Annotated in this window: 16 protein-coding genes; 4 read left to right on the top strand and 12 right to left on the bottom strand. The window is 73.1% G+C overall.

The features are described 5' to 3' along the window. Window positions 1–30: 30 nt before the first annotated feature. The 6 genes from ACFXAM_RS08415 to ACFXAM_RS08440 are packed head-to-tail and all read right to left on the bottom strand — an operon-like array spanning window position 31 to window position 6,826. Window positions 31–1,101 carry an ROK family protein gene (locus ACFXAM_RS08415; RefSeq protein ID WP_380288740.1) on the bottom strand — a complete coding sequence of 357 codons (1,071 nt, stop codon included), beginning with the start codon at window positions 1,099–1,101 and terminating at the stop codon, window positions 31–33. Further along, a complete protein-coding gene (locus tag ACFXAM_RS08420) occupies window positions 1,098–1,937 on the bottom strand; it encodes a carbohydrate ABC transporter permease (protein WP_380288742.1) in 840 nt (279 codons plus the stop codon). Before ACFXAM_RS08420 ends, ACFXAM_RS08415 begins: the two co-directional genes overlap by 4 nt. Next, window positions 1,927–2,889, bottom strand: coding sequence for a carbohydrate ABC transporter permease (locus ACFXAM_RS08425; protein WP_380288744.1), 963 nt, complete (start codon window positions 2,887–2,889; stop codon window positions 1,927–1,929). The genes ACFXAM_RS08420 and ACFXAM_RS08425 overlap by 11 nt, the downstream gene beginning before the upstream one ends. Window positions 2,890–2,891: 2 nt before the next feature. Further along, entirely contained in the window at window positions 2,892–4,175 is a 1,284-nt protein-coding gene (locus ACFXAM_RS08430; RefSeq protein WP_380288746.1) for an ABC transporter substrate-binding protein, read from the bottom strand. A gap of 27 nt (window positions 4,176–4,202) precedes the next feature. After that, on the bottom strand, window positions 4,203–5,798 hold the full coding sequence (locus ACFXAM_RS08435) for an FAD-dependent oxidoreductase (protein ID WP_380288824.1): 1,596 nt from the start codon (window positions 5,796–5,798) through the stop codon (window positions 4,203–4,205). A 5-nt stretch (window positions 5,799–5,803) separates the two neighbouring features. Then, on the bottom strand, window positions 5,804–6,826 hold the full coding sequence (locus ACFXAM_RS08440) for a LacI family DNA-binding transcriptional regulator (protein ID WP_380288748.1): 1,023 nt from the start codon (window positions 6,824–6,826) through the stop codon (window positions 5,804–5,806). A 397-nt stretch (window positions 6,827–7,223) separates the two neighbouring features. Between ACFXAM_RS08440 and ACFXAM_RS08445 the strand changes: the two genes are divergently transcribed. From ACFXAM_RS08445 to ACFXAM_RS08455, 3 genes are all read left to right on the top strand, one after another. Continuing rightward, window positions 7,224–7,727, top strand: coding sequence for a GNAT family N-acetyltransferase (locus tag ACFXAM_RS08445; RefSeq protein ID WP_380288750.1), 504 nt, complete (start codon window positions 7,224–7,226; stop codon window positions 7,725–7,727). A 193-nt stretch (window positions 7,728–7,920) separates the two neighbouring features. Continuing rightward, window positions 7,921–8,088 carry a hypothetical protein gene (locus ACFXAM_RS08450; protein ID WP_380288752.1) on the top strand — a complete coding sequence of 56 codons (168 nt, stop codon included), beginning with the start codon at window positions 7,921–7,923 and terminating at the stop codon, window positions 8,086–8,088. A 59-nt stretch (window positions 8,089–8,147) separates the two neighbouring features. Further along, complete coding sequence (locus ACFXAM_RS08455) at window positions 8,148–8,729, top strand: hypothetical protein (protein ID WP_380288754.1); 582 nt, start codon at window positions 8,148–8,150, stop codon at window positions 8,727–8,729. A 6-nt stretch (window positions 8,730–8,735) separates the two neighbouring features. Here the strand turns inward: ACFXAM_RS08455 and ACFXAM_RS08460 are convergent, their stop codons facing one another. The 6 genes from ACFXAM_RS08460 to ACFXAM_RS08485 all read right to left on the bottom strand — a co-directional run bounded on the left by ACFXAM_RS08460 (window position 8,736) and on the right by ACFXAM_RS08485 (window position 14,714). Then, window positions 8,736–9,626 carry a hypothetical protein gene (locus tag ACFXAM_RS08460; protein WP_380288756.1) on the bottom strand — a complete coding sequence of 297 codons (891 nt, stop codon included), beginning with the start codon at window positions 9,624–9,626 and terminating at the stop codon, window positions 8,736–8,738. A gap of 113 nt (window positions 9,627–9,739) precedes the next feature. Next, window positions 9,740–10,135: a hypothetical protein gene (locus ACFXAM_RS08465; protein WP_380288758.1), complete on the bottom strand. Its 396-nt coding sequence runs from the start codon at window positions 10,133–10,135 to the stop codon at window positions 9,740–9,742. A 551-nt stretch (window positions 10,136–10,686) separates the two neighbouring features. Next, on the bottom strand, window positions 10,687–11,751 hold the full coding sequence (locus ACFXAM_RS08470; RefSeq protein WP_380288760.1) for a hypothetical protein: 1,065 nt from the start codon (window positions 11,749–11,751) through the stop codon (window positions 10,687–10,689). A 410-nt stretch (window positions 11,752–12,161) separates the two neighbouring features. Continuing rightward, a complete protein-coding gene (locus ACFXAM_RS08475) occupies window positions 12,162–13,364 on the bottom strand; it encodes an MFS transporter (protein WP_380288762.1) in 1,203 nt (400 codons plus the stop codon). Further along, window positions 13,361–13,774, bottom strand: a complete 414-nt coding sequence (locus tag ACFXAM_RS08480) for an ArsR/SmtB family transcription factor (RefSeq protein ID WP_380288764.1) — start codon at window positions 13,772–13,774, stop codon at window positions 13,361–13,363. The genes ACFXAM_RS08475 and ACFXAM_RS08480 overlap by 4 nt, the downstream gene beginning before the upstream one ends. Before the next feature lie 88 nt (window positions 13,775–13,862). Next, window positions 13,863–14,714, bottom strand: a complete 852-nt coding sequence (locus ACFXAM_RS08485) for a LysR family transcriptional regulator (protein WP_380288766.1) — start codon at window positions 14,712–14,714, stop codon at window positions 13,863–13,865. Between the two features lie 95 nt (window positions 14,715–14,809). Between ACFXAM_RS08485 and ACFXAM_RS08490 the strand changes: the two genes are divergently transcribed. After that, window positions 14,810–15,541, top strand: coding sequence for an SDR family NAD(P)-dependent oxidoreductase (locus tag ACFXAM_RS08490; RefSeq protein WP_380288768.1), 732 nt, complete (start codon window positions 14,810–14,812; stop codon window positions 15,539–15,541). Window positions 15,542–15,843: the final 302 nt, after the last annotated feature.

Here is a 15,843-nt window from a genome sequence, read left to right on the forward strand (position 1 = left end):
TTTCGGTGGTGCGTGCGGGAAGGTGACCGACTACGGCCGGGGGCCGCGTTCGGCAGGACCGGGACCGGCAGGACCGGGACCGGCAGGACCGGGACCGGCAGAGCCGTGGCTGACAGAGCCGGGATCGACCCGCCCCGGACCGGTGGATCCCGGGCCGGCGGGCCCCGGACCGGCGGGCCCGGGACCGGCGGGCCCCGGACCGGACGGCGGGCACACGGCTCGCCGGACCATCGCCGCCCGGGCCGCGCCGACGGCGACCGCCGCGTCACCGAGCGCCGCCGGGACCAGCGACACGTCGGCGTGGACCGGCAGCCGCTCGGCGTCGTACGCGCTCCGGGCGTACGGCAGCAGCGCCCGGCCGGCCCCACCGGCCACCACCACCGTCTGCGGATCGAGCAGCGCCACCAGACCCGCGAGGGCCCGGCCGAGCGCGTGGCCGGCGGTGGCGAGGACCTCCACGGCGGCCGGGTCGCCGGCGGAGCAGCGGGCGGCGACCTCGCGGCCGGTGACGTCCACCCCGGTGCGCAGCCGGTAGGCGCGGGCGAGCCCGGTGCCGGAGGCCACGCCCTCCAGGTGCCCGGTGCGCCCGCAGCCGCAGGGCAGCTCGTCGGCGTCCGGAGCCGGCAGATGAGCCGTCTCCCCGGCGCCGCCGCGCGCCCCGTGGTCGACGGCGCCGCCGCGGACCAGTCCGCCGCCGAGGCCGGTGCCGACCGCGACCAGCAGCACGTGTGCGCGACCGCGGGCGGCCCCGGCCCAGCTCTCGCCGAGGGCGGCGGCGTTGACGTCGTTGTCCACCACCACGGGCCGGCCGATGCGCCGGGCCAGCGCGTCGGCCACCGGTGTCCCGGCCCAGCCGGGAAGGGAGTCGGTCGCGTACCGGACGACGCCGGTGGCCGGGTCGATGAGACCCGCGGCGCCGACGCCGACCGGACCGGCGCCGCCGAGGCGCCGGGCCAGGTCGGCGGCGGTCCGCAGCACCGCGTCCGGGCCCTGCGCGGCCGGGGTGTCGGCCCGCGCCCGGTCGAGCACGGCGCCGTCGGGTCCGACGAGGGCGGCCAGCGTCTTGGTGCCGCCGATGTCGATGCCGAGTGTGGCGTTCACTTCAGCCCCGTATGGGCGAGGCCCTCGATGAATTGCTTCTGGGCGATGACGAACACGATCAGCACCGGGACCGCGGTCAGCGACGCCGCGGCGAGCTGGACGTTCCACATGGCCCCGCCGTAGGAGTCCACGTACTGGGTGAGCGCCTGCGGCAGGGTGAACTTCTCCGGCGAGGAGAGGTACACCACCGGCTCCAGGTAGAGGTTCCAGCTCTGCAGGAAGGTGAAGATCCCGACGGCGCCGAGCGCCGGCCTGGCCAGCGGCAGTGCGATCCGCCAGAACGTGCCGAAGTAGCCGATGCCGTCGATCCGGGCGGCCTCCTCCAGCTCGTTGGGCAGGCTGATGAAGAACTGCCGCATGATGAACGTGGCCATGACGCTCGGCGCGCCGAAGATCGGCACCAGGATCAGCGGCCAGTGGGTGTTGACCAGGCCGAGGTCGTTGAACATCTGGAAGAGCGGGACGATGGTGACCTCGCTCGGGATGAGCAGGCCCACCAGCACCACCAGGAACAGCGCGTTCTGGCCGCGGAACCTGATGCGGGCGAAGGCGTAGCCGGCGAGCGAGGACACGATCATCGTCCCCGCCGTCACCAGCGCGGCGATGTAGAGGCTGTTGACGTACTGCTGGACGAACGGGCGGCCGTCGAAGACGTCCCGGTAGGCCGAGAACGTCGGGTTGGCCGGGAAGAGCTTCGGCGGGTAGGAGAAGATGTCGCCGATGGGCTTGAACGACGACGTGACCATCCACCAGGTCGGGAAGACGAAGGGGATCGCGAGCACGCAGAGCAGGCCGTACAGGGCGACCCGGGTGCGCGGCGGGATTTTACGATTCATAGAAGACCCACCTCTTGCGCATCTGCCACTGCAGCACGGTGAGCGCCAGCACGATCAGCAGCAGCAGGATGGACAGGGTCGCGCCGTAGCCGAAGTGATGGAACTGGAAGGCCTGCTGGTAGAGGTAGTAGACGAGCACGGTGGTGGACAGCTTCGGGCCGCCCTGGGTGAGCACCGCGATCTGCGCGAACACCTGGAGCGAACCCACGATGGTGATCACCGACGTCAGCAGGATCGTCGGGCTGATCAGCGGCAGGGTGATGGACCGGAACCGGGTCCACGCGCCGGCCCCGTCGACCCGGGCCGCCTCGTACAGCTCCTTGGGCACGCCCTGGAGCGCGGCCAGGAACAGCACCATGTTCAGACCGACGTTCTTGAACACCTGGACGACGATGACCGAGAGCATGGCGGTGCCCTCGCCGCGCAGCCAGTTGGGTCCGTCGATGCCGACGGTGCGCAGCAGGCCGTTGATGCCGCCGTTGTTCTGGAGCAGGAAGCCCCACACGATGGTCCAGGCGACCAGCGACACCACGACGGGGGAGAAGAAGAGCGTGCGGAACACCGTCATTCCGCGCAGCTTCTGGTTGAGCAGGACGGCGAGCAGGAGGGCCAGGGAGAGGTTGAGCACCACCAGGCCGACCGAGAACAGGGCCGTGGACTTCAGGACCTGGGGCAGGTTGGCGTCGTCCAGCAGCTGGGTGTAGTTGTCGCCGCCGGTGTAGTGGAAGTCGCCGGCCAGCACGTTCCACTCGTACAGGCTGTACCGGAGGACCAGGGCGATGGGCAGCAGCACGAAGACGGCGCTGCCGAGGAGTTGGGGCGCGATGAACGCGAGGCCGGCGAGCTGGTCACGTCGGCGCCGGGTCCAGAACGGACGTCGCGGCGGCTGCCCCGCGGTGGCGGACCCGCTCTCGGGCGGGTCTGCCACCGCTGTTCGCGGGGAGACGGACATGGTCACTTCCCCAGCAGCGGGGAGATGTTCTTGCACAGGTCGCCGAGCACGCCCTTGACGTCGGCGTTCGGCGTCCACAGCGGGTCGAGTCCGGCGCGGACCCGCTGGGCGAGTTCGGCCTGGCCGGCGTGGCCCGGCTTGACCACGCCCTTCTTGACGCCGCTGACGACCACGCTGTCGAGCTGCTCGTTCTTCAGCAGCGGGTTGGTCTTGGCCAGGTTCTCCGCGGTGAGCTGGGACTCCCGGGGCGGCGGGAAGTAGGCGGCGAGCTTGGCGGAGTTCTGCGGGTTGGTGAAGTAGGCGAGGAAGTCCTTGGCCTCCTTGGTGTGGCCGCCCCGCTTGACGACGCCTATGCCGGCCTGGCCGATCACCGAGTAGTCGCCGCCCGGTCCGGCCGGCAGCGGCACCAGGTCCCAGTCGAACTTGGCGCCGTCCAGCAGCGAGGCCCGGCTGATCTGGGTGATGGTCATCGCCGCGTCGCCGGTGAAGAAGTCGGCGGACTCGCCGGGGCCCGGCATCGCCTTGTCCTCGAATATCCCCTTGTGCAGGGCGGTCATCGCGTCGACCATCGGCTGGCTGTCGAAGGTGCAGGTCTTGCCGTCGGCACTCCAGGGCTCGGCCTTCCAGCCGCCCCAGAAGGTGGCCGCGTTGCCCCACTCCTTGTACTCGAAGTCACGGATCACCACGCCGGCCTTGCCGGTGGCGCGGTGCACCTCGGCGCCCTCGGCGAGCACGGTCGCCCAGTTCCACGTGCCCGCCCCGATGAGCTCGGCCGGGGTCTGCTGGCCGGCGGCCTTCAGCAGGTCGTGGTTGACGAAGACACCGAACGGCGAGGTGGAGAACGGGTACGCGTACAGCTTGTCGTCGCGCTTCCAGAGCTTGGTGGTGCTCGGGATCAGGTCGTCGTACTCGTAGCCGCCGGTCTGCTTCAGGGTGTCGTCGAGCGGCACCAGGGCCCCGGAGCTGACGAAGTCGGCCGCGTCCGTCTCGAAGACCCACGCGAGGTCGGGGGCGTTGCCGCCGGTCATCTGGGTGGTGAGCGCCGTGCTGTAGCTGTCGAACGGCAGCGGGTCGAACTTGATCTCCTTGACCTCGGGGTGGGCCGCCATGTACTCGGCGGCGATCTCGTTGAAGAGCGTCAGGTGCGGCTTGTTGGAGGTCCAGACCGTCATCCGCAGGCTCACCGGGCCCTTCTCGCCCTCCGAGCCCTCTCCACCGCAGGCGGCCAGGACCAGCGTTGCGGACATCGCGGCGGCGACCGTGGCCAGCCCTCTTCGAATCGACATGGTGTTCTCCTCGGTGGTGCGTGGGGCCTAGTAGCCCGTGATGTCGGGCCAGCGCAGTTCGACGCCGGCCGCGGTGAGCTGGTCCTGGAAGGCCGAGAGCAGGTCGGGGTTCTCCCGGACCGAGCGGGGGCGGGTCCCGTGGTCGAGGCAGAAGGCGGCGAGCGCGCCGGCGGCCTCCCCGATGTTCCACTCGACCGGGTGGACCCGGTAGGCGCCGTTGGTGATGTGGGTGGTGCCGATGTTCTTGCCGGCGGGCAGGAGGTTCTCGACCCTCTGCGGGAGGAGCGCGCCCAGCGGGATCTCGAACGGGCTGCAGCCGACGTCGATGTAGGTGTCGCCGCCCGTCGAGGGGTGCAGGTCGATCCGGTACATGCCCAGGCCGACGGAGTCCGGGTAGCGCACGGCGCCCCGCTCCCCGCGGACGGCGAGCGAGAGGTCCTGCTCGACGACGGTGTAGTCGGCCTTGATCCGGCGCGCCTCGCGGATGTACGGGGCCTGGGCCAGGCCGTCGGCGCCGCCGGTGACGTCGCCGCGCAGCCGCAGCCCCGGGAATCCGGTGCCGCCGTCCGGGCGGGGCGCCTCGGTCTGCATCCAGTACAGGAAGGCGAAGCTCAGTTCCCTGGCCCGGCGCAGGTGGTCGGCGGCGTCGGGGACGTCGAGGACCGGGCCTTCGAGGTAGTCGATCATCGGCCAGTTGACCAGGGTGATGTCGCTGGCGTAGGCGCCGTCGGTGAAGGTGCCGCGGGCGGCGATCCGGCGGAACGTCCACAGGTTGGCGTTGCCGGGGTTGACGCGCTGGTCGGCGTTGACCGCCAGCGGGTCGTCGCTGGGGTTGGGGCTGAAGTCGTGCCCGACGCGCTCCAGCGTCCTGGGGTGGGGGTACTGCCAGGACAGCAGCGGTCCGCCCCACACCTCGGGCTGGTAGGACCGCCAGAAGTCGTAGTCCGCGGGCTTGTCGATGGTGTGGTCGCCGTCGACGTGGTCCATCGCGAAGCACACCGACACGGCCTGCATGTTCAGCGGCTGGGCGACCTGCGGGGCGCTCGGCTCGCCGGTGTCGGCGGCGGACTCGAAGCCGGTGACGTACTCGGTGCCGGTGAGCGGCAGCAGGTCGCCGGTCTCGGTGGCGTCCAGCACGTAGGCGGCGGTGGCGTGGATCTTCTCGCCGGTGTCGCGGTGGGTCAGGGTCACCGCGGTCACCCGGTCGCCGTCGGTGTCGGCGGCGGTCGGCCGGTACGGCTGGAGGACGGTGAGGCGCCCGGCGGCGCGGTGGGGCGCGAGCATCGCCTCGATGACCGCCAGCGCGACCCGCGGTTCGTGGCAGAGCTTGCTCACCCAGCCCCCGCCGGGGTTCAGTTCGAGGCGGGCCCTGGCCCGTTCGGTGAGCGGGTAGTGCCGGCGGTAGTAGTCGCGGATGCCGTCGCGCAGGGCGCGGTAGCCGGCGGTGACGCCGAACTGCTCCACCCAGGAGTGCTCGTCCGGCGGCACGGCCTGGCTGGTGAGCTGCCCGCCGATCCAGTCGAACTCCTCGGTCAGCACCACGGTCCGGCCGGCGCGGGCGGCGGCGAGCGCCGCGGCGACGCCGCCCAGCCCTCCGCCGACCACCAGCACGTCACTGCGTATCTCGGTCAAGAACGGTCCTTTCTCGGTTCGCCGAGGGTCTGCCCCTCGACGAAGTGGCACGGCAGAAGCCGCTGGAGCGTGGTGGTCGGGCGGTCCTCCAGTAAGGCGGCGAGGAGTTCCACCGACTGCCAGCCCATCTCCCGGCGCGGAATGCGGAACCCGGTGCTCCTGATGTCGGCGTCCGCCGAATCGGCCGGGACGCCGGTCACCACGACCGACAGGTCACCGGGCACGTCGACGCCCCGCTCCCGGGCGGCCCGGATCAGCGCGACCCCGTCGGCGTAGCCCTCGACCACGGCGGTGGTGACCCCGGCGGCGAGCAGCGCGTCCAGGGTCTCCCCCGCGGACCGGCCGGCCGTCCGCTCGTGCCGGCCGCTCCCCCCGGTGCCGGCGCGGAACCCCTTCATCCGGTCGTCGGCGGACTCCGCCCCCTCCCCCGCCCCGACGTAGGCGAACTCGCGGTGCCCGAGCTCCCGGGCCCGCTCGACCAGCTTCTGCGTGGCGGCGGCGTAGTCCGCCCCCACGCAGGGCACCGGGCCACCCGCGTCGTCGCGTCGGCCGACTGCCACGAACGGGTAGTTCTCGCGATTCAGCCGGGCCAGCTCGTCGTGCGGGATGTCACGGCCGAGCAGGATGCAGCCGTCGGCGATCCGCAGCCGGTTGTTCTCGTGGAACACCTTGCGCCGCCCGTCGACGACCGGAGCGCTGGTGAACAGCAGCAGGTCGCACCTGAGCTGCTCGGCGCACTCCTCGATGCCGCGCAGGAACGGGTAGTAGAAGTCGGCGCTGGTGCTCGGGAACACCGATTCGTAGGTGAACACGCCGATGATCTGGTTGAGCTGACGCACCATGCGGCGGGCCACGGGGTCGGCCGCGTAGCCGGTCTCCCGGATCACGTCGAGGACGCGCTGCCTGGTCTCGGGAGCGATGCGGGTCGTCGCGTCGGTCCTGTTGTTCAGCACGAGCGAGACCACCGCCTGGCTGACGCCGGCGAGGCGAGCGATGTCACGCTGCGTGATCCTTGACACGGGGGAACTCCTCCGGAGGCGGCAAGGCCGGCGCTGATAATACGTATTATCAGCGGGATGATCAGTGACGCTACTCGGGCCGTTACGCGGTGTCAACGGTCTTGAGGGGTTTTGCAGGGATCCTGAACAATCGGGGCGAGTGGCCGACATGTCGGAGCAACGGTCGATTTGCCCCACCCCCGCGTTCCCGGGGTGGCCGGCGTCCGTTCACCCGCTGTCCAGCAGCGGCCGCACCCGGGCTCCGGCAACCCCTCCCGGGTTCCCTGCGCCGACTACCGCCTGTCACCCCCCGGGGCCGCCGGGTCGGTGTGCGTGGGGACGCGGGGGCGGAGGCGCCGTCGGCCCCCGGGGAAAATCCGGAGGAGCGGACGGCCGCGCGCTGCTACGGTCGGGCGCCATGAGCTGGCTTCCCGATGACTTCGTCCACCCCGTCCTGGTACCGCTGCCGGGGGGTGGCCACCACCTGCGGCCGATCCGGGAGTCGGACGCCCCGCTCGACTATCCGGCGGTGATGGGTTCGCGCGAGCGGCTGTGGACCGTCTTCGGCCCGGCCTGGGGCTGGCCGGCCGCCACCATGACCTATGAGGCCGACCGGGCCGACCTGTTGCGGCACGAGAAGGAGATCGCCGCACACCAGTCCTTCAACTACGCGCTGTTCGACGCGGCGGAGACCGCCCTGCTCGGCTGCGTCTACATCGACCCGCCGGAGCGGGCCGGAGCGGACGGCGAGATCTCCTGGTGGGTGGTCGACGAGCTGGTGGGCAGCGCGGTCGAGCAGGCCCTCGACGCGCTGGTGCCGCAGTGGATCGCCGCCGACTGGCCGTTCGAACAGCCACGTTTCCTCGGCCGCGAGATCTCGTGGTCGGACTGGCTCGCCCTGCCGCAGCGTCCCGACGCGTAGCCAGCCGTTGCCCGCACCGATCGCGAAGGCCGCCGCTGGAACGGGAGTCGCGACCGCGCCCCCGGCTCGCGGGTGCGGTCGTGGCTGCGCGCCATCACCTCGGCGCCGCCCGTCCTGCCGCCGGTGCGCTGTTCCCGCCGCGGCCCGGGCGGGAGGGGACGGTCTGTCAGTCCCGGCCGGTAGGTTGACGACCATGACCTCCGTGAACGCCACGACCCCCCGCGCCCGGACCGGCCTGCGGACCACCACCGCCTCCATCCCCGTCACCAGGGACGCCCCCCGCAGCCACCCCACCCTCGACGTGGTCCCGCTGTGGGCCGCGCCTCACGCCGCGGTCCTCCCGGCGGCACCGGGGCGCTGAGCCGGGAGAACGGCGTGCGCGGCGGGGCCCCGGGGCTGGGTGGGTGAGACGCTGTCACCGTGACAGAACGGCAGAGTTTCCGGACGCACCTGCGGCGGGCCGCCACCGGCATCCTGGAGCGCGTCCCCGAGCATTTGAAGCACGAGATCTACGTCCTGGCCTTCAACATCTGGCGCATCGACGCCGACAACCGCCGTCCGTACGTGGACATCGGCTACAACACGGAGAGCCGGTACGAGGAGCAGATGCACCTGGGCTCCGATCGCCGGGAGGTGCGCTGGAACTACGCCTTCTGGATCCTCGACGGCTTCGACAGGCTCGGCAACGTCCCTGAGGACCGGGTCGGCGGCCCGCTCTACGAGGCGGAGGCCAGGGACCTCGGCATCTGGTACGACGGCGAGTTCGATCTCGGCCGGATGCCGGCGGACGACGGGCTTCGCGCGAAGTCCGGCCTTCTCGAACTCCACTTCCACGACGCCGTCGTCGGCCTCGCCCGTCACCTCCACGACAGCGGCACCATCGAGAGGATCTTCGGCCGTCCGCTGCCCGTGGTCGTGTTCGACATGGACTGCCCGGGCTGGGAGGAGGAGGCCACCAGGGCCGCCAACTCGGCCGAGCTGATCGAGGACTTCCTGGCGTGAGTCCGCTCAGGGCGAGGGGAAGGAGATCCGGAGGCCGTAGCGCTCCTCCAGTTCGTGGACCTTGCGGGGGACGCTGTCGCCCAGGGTGTCGATCTCGGAGCGGTGCCCGGCGCGGAAGTCGTCGCGGAGCTTGGCGCGCAGTGGCTCGCGGACGGCTTCGACCGGGGCCATGCAGGTCGCGTACACCTCGCCGAGGCGGGAGACGGCGGGGGCGTCGGCGGCCTGGATGCTCTGGTCGACGACCGCGAAGAACGCCTCCTCCCCCTTGGCCCGCACGCCGTGCCCGGCGAGGCAGCCGTCGAGCTGCCGGTAGGCCGCGTCGACCTCCTGGTGGCGCCGCAGGGCGGCCGCCGCAGTGAACCACTGGGCCTGCAGCGGGGCGTAGAGGTCCTTCAGCTCCCGCATGGCCTTCGCGCCGTCCTCGAAGCACTGCTGCTGCTCGGGTCCGGGGGTGGAGCGGCCCGGGGCCGCGCCGGCGGCGGAGGCGGACTCGCCGGGGGCCAGGCCGCCGTCGAAGCCGTGGGCCTGGATGAAGGGCAGGTCGGGGATGTCCATGACGCGGAAGAACATCCCGGGCGTCGTCACGGGTTCCGCGAGGCCCCGGGAGCGGGCGCAGGTGCGGGTCGCGGCGTTCGCCACCAGGGTGGTGAAGGTGTCCAGGCCCTGGGACCAGCGGGTCTCCGCGCCGGTCGACGGCAGCAGCATGGCCGAGACGTCCGTCGGCATCGTCCAGGTCACGGGGATCGGCGGCCGGGGCACGGCCGAGCGGGCGGCGGTCGGCGCGGCCGGGCCGGTGGCCGTGCTCGCACAGGCCGTCGCGCCGAGGAGCAGGACGGCGCCCACGCATGCCTGGACGATGCCGGCGGGCCGACGGGGGTGCCGGGTGGGGCGTCGCAACGTGCCGTCCTCTTCGGGTGGTGGCCGGTGGTGGAGGTGGTGCCGGCAGGCGCCCCGGGCGCGGGGCGCCTGCCGGCGGGGTGGGACGGGCGGGGCCGCGCCGGCCCCGGATGTCAGTGCTGGACCTTCACGACGCCCCAGCCGGACTGGTACGCGGCGACACCGAAGGTGCGGCCCGAGGTCAGGTTGGAGATCAGGACGACGGAGCCCAGGCTGTAGGAGCCGTCGTTCAGCCAGTGGTAGCCGGACGCGGCGGCCTGCCAGTTGCCGTTGGCGTCGACGTACATGCCCTCGTAGCCGTCGTTGTGCCGGCCGCCCGAGGCGCCCGCGAACACCAGGTTGACGTCCCGGCAGGCGTCGTTGGCCTTGGTGGTGGTCCACCCGACGGTGCGCTGGCCGGTGTAGAGGGTGTCCTCCTGGCAGCTCAGCGCGGAGGCCGACGGCGCGAGGGCGATCGTGGACGCGGCGAGCGTCCCGATGAGGCCGAGGGCGGCGGTGGTCTTCTTCATGATTCGTCCCCCATGGGTGGTCGTGCGGCGACCGCCGCCGACGGGTGCGGCAGCGATGACCGGTGTGAGTGGTGGGCCTCGGAGCGAGTTCCGGGCTCGGCTCAAAGGTAGGCGGAGAATCGGCGGCTCCCCGGGGCTTGACGCCGTTTCACCGGCGGCTGACGGTGTCTCACGCCGCTGACCTGGGCTTTGGGACGACGGCGGAGGCGGAAGTGGAGACACGCGCGCCCGGCGCCGGGGGGCCTCGCCCGTTGAAAGGGGGGCGACAGCGGCCGATCACTCGCCCGTCCGGCCCACGACCTCACACTCTATGACGCGTACACCGCAATGAATACCCGGGCCGGCCCGCGCACCGGATCAGGTGATGACCCGTTCCCCGCCCGGCCTCCGCCCGATGAAGCGACGGGCTCGCCGTCACCGCGGCCGTGACCGTCCCGCCGGCCACCTGGCCGTGACCGGGCCCGGCCCTCGGCCGGGTGGTCGCCCGGGTCGGGATCCGAACGGGGGACGGGCCCGGGCTTCTCCGGCGGCGACCTGCGGGAATCGGCGGCTCAGCCGGCGCGCGCCGTCCACTCCGGCGGCGTCCACAACCGGGCCTGGGCGCTGCCGACCTGGATCAGCGCTCCGGTGTGCCGATCCTGACGCGCCGGGCGGAACCCGTCGATCGCGAACACCCGCTGTCCGCTGGTGATGTCGACGCCCTGCAGACCGGCCTCGCCGGCGATCAGCAGATGCTCGCCGTCGGTGAAGAAGCCGAGATCGCCGACCGGCCAGGGGAACGTCGCGACCGCCTCGATCCATCGGACGCCCGGCGAGCGCCGTCGGATCGCGGTGGGGTCGAGGACGTGGACGGTACCGCGGCCGGCGTCGTCCCGGTCGTACACCGCGATCCGCTCGTCGTCGATCCACACCACCGGCCCGTTCCACTGCGAGACCTCGGGATACACCGCATGGCTGGGGCCGTCCTCGGACTCGTACGGGTTGTCGTGCAGCCAGGTGGTCAGGCTCCACACCGCAGGCATCCCGCACGGCTGCCACACCCAACCGCCGTCGTAGACACGGGTCCCGTCGGGGCTCGGCAACAGCGCGCCGTGGAAGTAGTCGAGGTCGTGCTCCGCGTCCTCCTCGTCGCCGTCCGGGGTGTCCCGCGCCGTGAGCACCTCGCCGGACGCGGGATCGGTGACGTCCAACCGGTTCCAGTTCGTCCGGTGGACGACGACCGGCCGGCCGTCGTGTTCGGCGAACGCCAACGCGAACGGGACGGTCTCGCAGCAGTAGTCCCCGCCGTCCAACGTCAACGCCGGTGAACCGGTGGCGAGATCGACGACGGTGCCGTACCGGCCGCGGTCCTGCACCACCGCCGCCCAACGGCCGCACCGGGACACATGAAGCCGCAGGCGCACGCCGCCGCCGTACTCGGCCGCCGGCCTCTCCTCCCGGTACCGGGCCACGTCCCGCACCTCGCCGGTCGTCGGCGTCCACCGCGCCAGCCGTCCGCCGCCGGACAGCACCAGCCACGCCGGCCCCGCGTCACCGGGGGCCGCCGGCAACGCCGCCACATCCACGACCGGCCGCAGCGCGTCGGGAACTGCCACGTCCACGGTGGTCGTCGCCACATCGATCCCCTCGGTACGCCCGCGCCCCCCCACGGCAACGTGCACAGCCGGCAACGTGCACAGCCGGCAACGTGCACAGCAGCCGGTACGGCACCGTATCGGCTGCTGCGCCGGTGAGCGCCGCGACGCCCGGTCACGGCGGTGGGGTCGGCACGGATCCGGTCCCTGTCGGGCTCATTCTCGCGCAGGTCCGCCCCGGTGCCGTCCGGCGGGAAGCCCCCTCCGGCCGCCATGGCCGGACCGAGGTCACCGGGCGCGGCCCCCGACAGGCCCGGGGGATCCGAAACGCCGACAAGCACACCCCGACGTCGTCCTGCTCCGGCGTCAGATCCTGGGCGTCCGACGGCGGTGACCGCTGCCGCCCTGTCGTGCCGGACCGGGCCCCCCGACCAGCGGCGGCCGCGGCTTCCTCACCCGCCGGACAGGCCTCCGCCCCCGGCCTCGCGGCAGACGAGGGGCGTGACGCCGCGTCGGGCGCGAGGCCGTGGGCCGGCGATGGCGAGCCGCCCGGTGAGGAGCAGCGCCACTGCTGCGGGCACCAGCGCCCAGACGGGCAGGTCGCCCGGATCGACATGGCCGGCGAGCAGAGCGCTGCCGGCGGCGGCGCCCGCGGCGGAGCCGAGGTACATCGCGGCCATCTGGAACGCGACGACCGGCATCGCCTGCTCGGGACGGTCCCCGGTCAGGGCCTGCTGCAGGGTGGGGACGCTCGCCCACCCCACCGCTCCCCAGCACGCCGCCGCGACGAGCCACACGGCCGGGGAGGTGAAGATCCACAGGGCGGCGAAGCTCGCGAGCAGCCCGGCGGGCAGGACGAGGAGCAGCGCGCGGGGCCCGTAGGCGTCCAGCGGTCTGCCGATCAGGGCGGAGCCGGCGACCCCGCCGACGCCCCAGGCCCACACCAGGGCGAAGCCCCAGCCCTCAAGCCCCCGGGCCTCGGCCATGGGCAGCAGGTAGGTGTAGAGCCCGAGGCTGGCCACGCCGAGGAGGAACGCGGCGGTGACACCGCTGAGGGTCCTCGACGACCTCAGCACCGTGAAGGCGGGACCGCGCGAAGCGGGCAGTGCCGGGATCGTGCGCGCCCTGGCGGCCAGCGCCCCCATGCCGAGCAGGCCGACGGCGACGACCAGGCCCATCGTCCAGCGCCAGTTCAGCTGGTGGCCGATGACCATCCCGACCGGCACTCCGGCGACCGTCCCGGTGGACAGCCCGAACGTCACCATGGCCATGGCGCGCCCGCGTTCGTGGTCGGCGGCCATCGCGGCGGCGGCCGCGGTCGCCACCGCGGTGAGCACGCCGGCGCCGGCGCCCGTGATCACCCGTGAGGCGAGGAAGACCTCGATCCCCGGCGCGACCGCGGTGACGAGGTTGCCGAGGTTGAAGACGCCCAGCGCGATGAGCAGCGCCCCGGCGGTACTCCCCCGGATCAGCGTTCCCGACAGCAGGGGCCCGGCCAGGGCGTAGGCCGCGGTGAAGGCCGTGACGCCCAGGCCGACCGCCGCGACCGTCGTGGCGAGCGAGTCGGCGATCTCGGGCAGCACTCCGGCGAGGACGTAGGCGTCGACACCCAGCGCGATCGCGGCCGCGACCAGCGGCCAGAGGCGGCGGATCACGCGTCCGCCCCGGTCGGCGGGGCTTCCCCGGTCGACGGGGCTTCCCCGGTCGAAGCGTCCGCCCCGGTCGAGGCCGTCTCCCCGGCGGAGGCGCCGGCTTCCCGGTACCCGTCGAGGACCGTGCCGATCAGGCCCGGGAACCGCGCGTCCAGGTCCTCGCGGCGCAGCCGGATCATGCACTTGCGCCCCTCGGCGCGCACGAACACCACCCCGGATTCGCGCAGCAGGCCGGTGTGGTGCGTGAGCGTCGACCGCGGCAGGTCCGGGCCCAGCTCGATGCTGTCCACCTCGCCGCGTTCCGCGAGCATCCGCACCATCGACAGCCGCAGCGGCTCGCTCAGCGCGAAGAGCACCCGCGGGATCGCGATCTCGTCGACCCCGGGATGCTCGTACACCCGTGACGGCGCCATCGGCAGCCACCTCCTTGAATCGTTCGACTATTCCCGCACGATAATAGTGCGGGAATTCTCGAACGATCAAGCCGGGCGGCCGCTTCCGCTACCGCAGGCCGGTCGCCGTCCGGACGAGGTCGGCGACGGCCCTGGACCGGCTGTGCGGCGGCCAGGCGATCACGGTGGTGACCTTCGGGGCGTCCAGCACGGGCACGGCGGCGAGGTCACCGTGCAGTCGGGCCCGGCACGACTCCGGCGAGAGCGCGCAGGCGCGGCCGAGCGCGACGAGTTGCAGCAGCTGCTCGTGGTCGCGGACCTGGGGGCCGGGGCCGGGCGGGTGGCTGCCGTCGGGGCCGGGCCAGCGCGGCAGGGGCAGCCCGGGCAACCCGACGATGTCGGCCATGTGCAGCTCGGTGCGGACCGCGAGCGGATGCCCGGCCGGCAGGACCACGACCTGGCCCTCCGTACCGAGTTCCTCGGTGTGGAACCCGGCCGTCGAGTCGAACGGCCGGTGCAGCAGCGCCACGTCGGCCCGGCCGTCGCGCAGCAGCCGCTCCTGCTCGGCCGGGCCGCACAGGATGACGTCGACGGGGACCGCACCGGGTCCGGCGGCGTACGCGTCCAGGAGTTCCGCCAGCAGTTCGCGGGACGCGCTGGCCTTGGCGACCAGGACCAGGCCGGGACGGCCGGTCGGGGGAAGGGCGGCACGGCGGGTCCGGCGCTCGGCCGCTTCGACCGCGTCGAGGGCCGCCCGGCCCTCGGCCAGCAGCACCGCGCCGGCCTCGGTCAGCGTGACGGTGCGGCCGGTCCGGTCCAGCAGCGCCGCGCCGAGTCGGCGTTCGAGCTGCTGGATCGCCCGGGACAGCGGCGGCTGTGCGATCCCGAGCCGCTGCGCGGCGCGCCCGAAGTGCAACTCCTCGGCGACAGCGACGAAGTAGCGCAGTTCCCTGGTCTCCATCCGGGCACGGTACTCCGGATCGATACCCGGAGGGTATCGCCACCCACCCGATCGGTCTTGGACCCCCGCCGGGGCCCGGGAGCAGCATGGTCCCCATGAGCGAACGAACGATTGCGCTGGTCACCGGCGCGAACAAGGGCATCGGCTACGAGATCGCCGCGGGCCTGGGCGCCCTCGGCTGGAGCGTCGGCGTCGGCGCCCGTGACGAGCGGCGCCGCGAGGCCGCCGTCGAGGCGCTGCGCGCGGCCGGCGTCGACGCGTTCGGCGTGCCGCTGGACGTGACCGACGGCGCGAGCACCACGGCCGCCGCGCGGCTGATCGAGGACCGGGCCGGGCGCCTCGACGTGCTCGTCAACAACGCCGCCATCGCCGGCGGCGCGCCCCAGGAGCCCACCCGGGTCGACCCCGCCACCATCCGCACGGTCGTGGAGACCAACGTCATCGGCGTCGTCCGCGTCACCAACGCGATGATGCCGCTGCTGCGCCGCTCCGCCTCGCCGCGGATCGTGAACATGTCCAGCAGCGTCGGCTCCCTCGCCCGGCAGTCGGGGGCCGCCGGCGGGGCGGCCCCCGGTCCGCCGGCCGTGGCGTACGCGCCGTCGAAGACCTTCCTCAATGCCGTCACCCTCCAGTACGCCCGGGAGTTGAGCGGCACGAACATCCTGATCAACGCCTGCTGCCCCGGCTACGTCGCGACCGACCTCAACGGCTTCCAGGGCGTGCGCACCCCCCGGCAGGGCGCGGCCGTCGCCGTCGCCCTCGCGACCCTGCCCGACGACGGCCCCACGGGCCAGTTCTTCGAGGACGCCGGCGTCGTGCCCTGGTGAACCGGCGAACCGGCGAACCGGTCAACCGGTCAACTGGTCAACGGCGGGGTGACCACCACGCGCGCCGCCCCCGGAGGTCCGCGCGGGATCGCCGAGACCGTCGACCGGGCACTCGCACCGGGCGGTTCACCGCATGCGGCTCCCCGGGGCGTCTTCGGATGGGTGGGCATCGTGGCCGCGGGTACCGAGGCGCAGGCGCCCGGGCCATTCGCCCGGATGGCGGGGCGTGCCGCGGCGGGCCCTGACCGGGCGGTCAGTAGCGTGCGAGCTGTTCTCCCAGGCTCCTACCGGAACGAGGCCCC

Source organism: Kitasatospora sp. NPDC059462 (assembly GCF_042749955.1).
Classification (GTDB): domain Bacteria; phylum Actinomycetota; class Actinomycetes; order Streptomycetales; family Streptomycetaceae; genus Kitasatospora.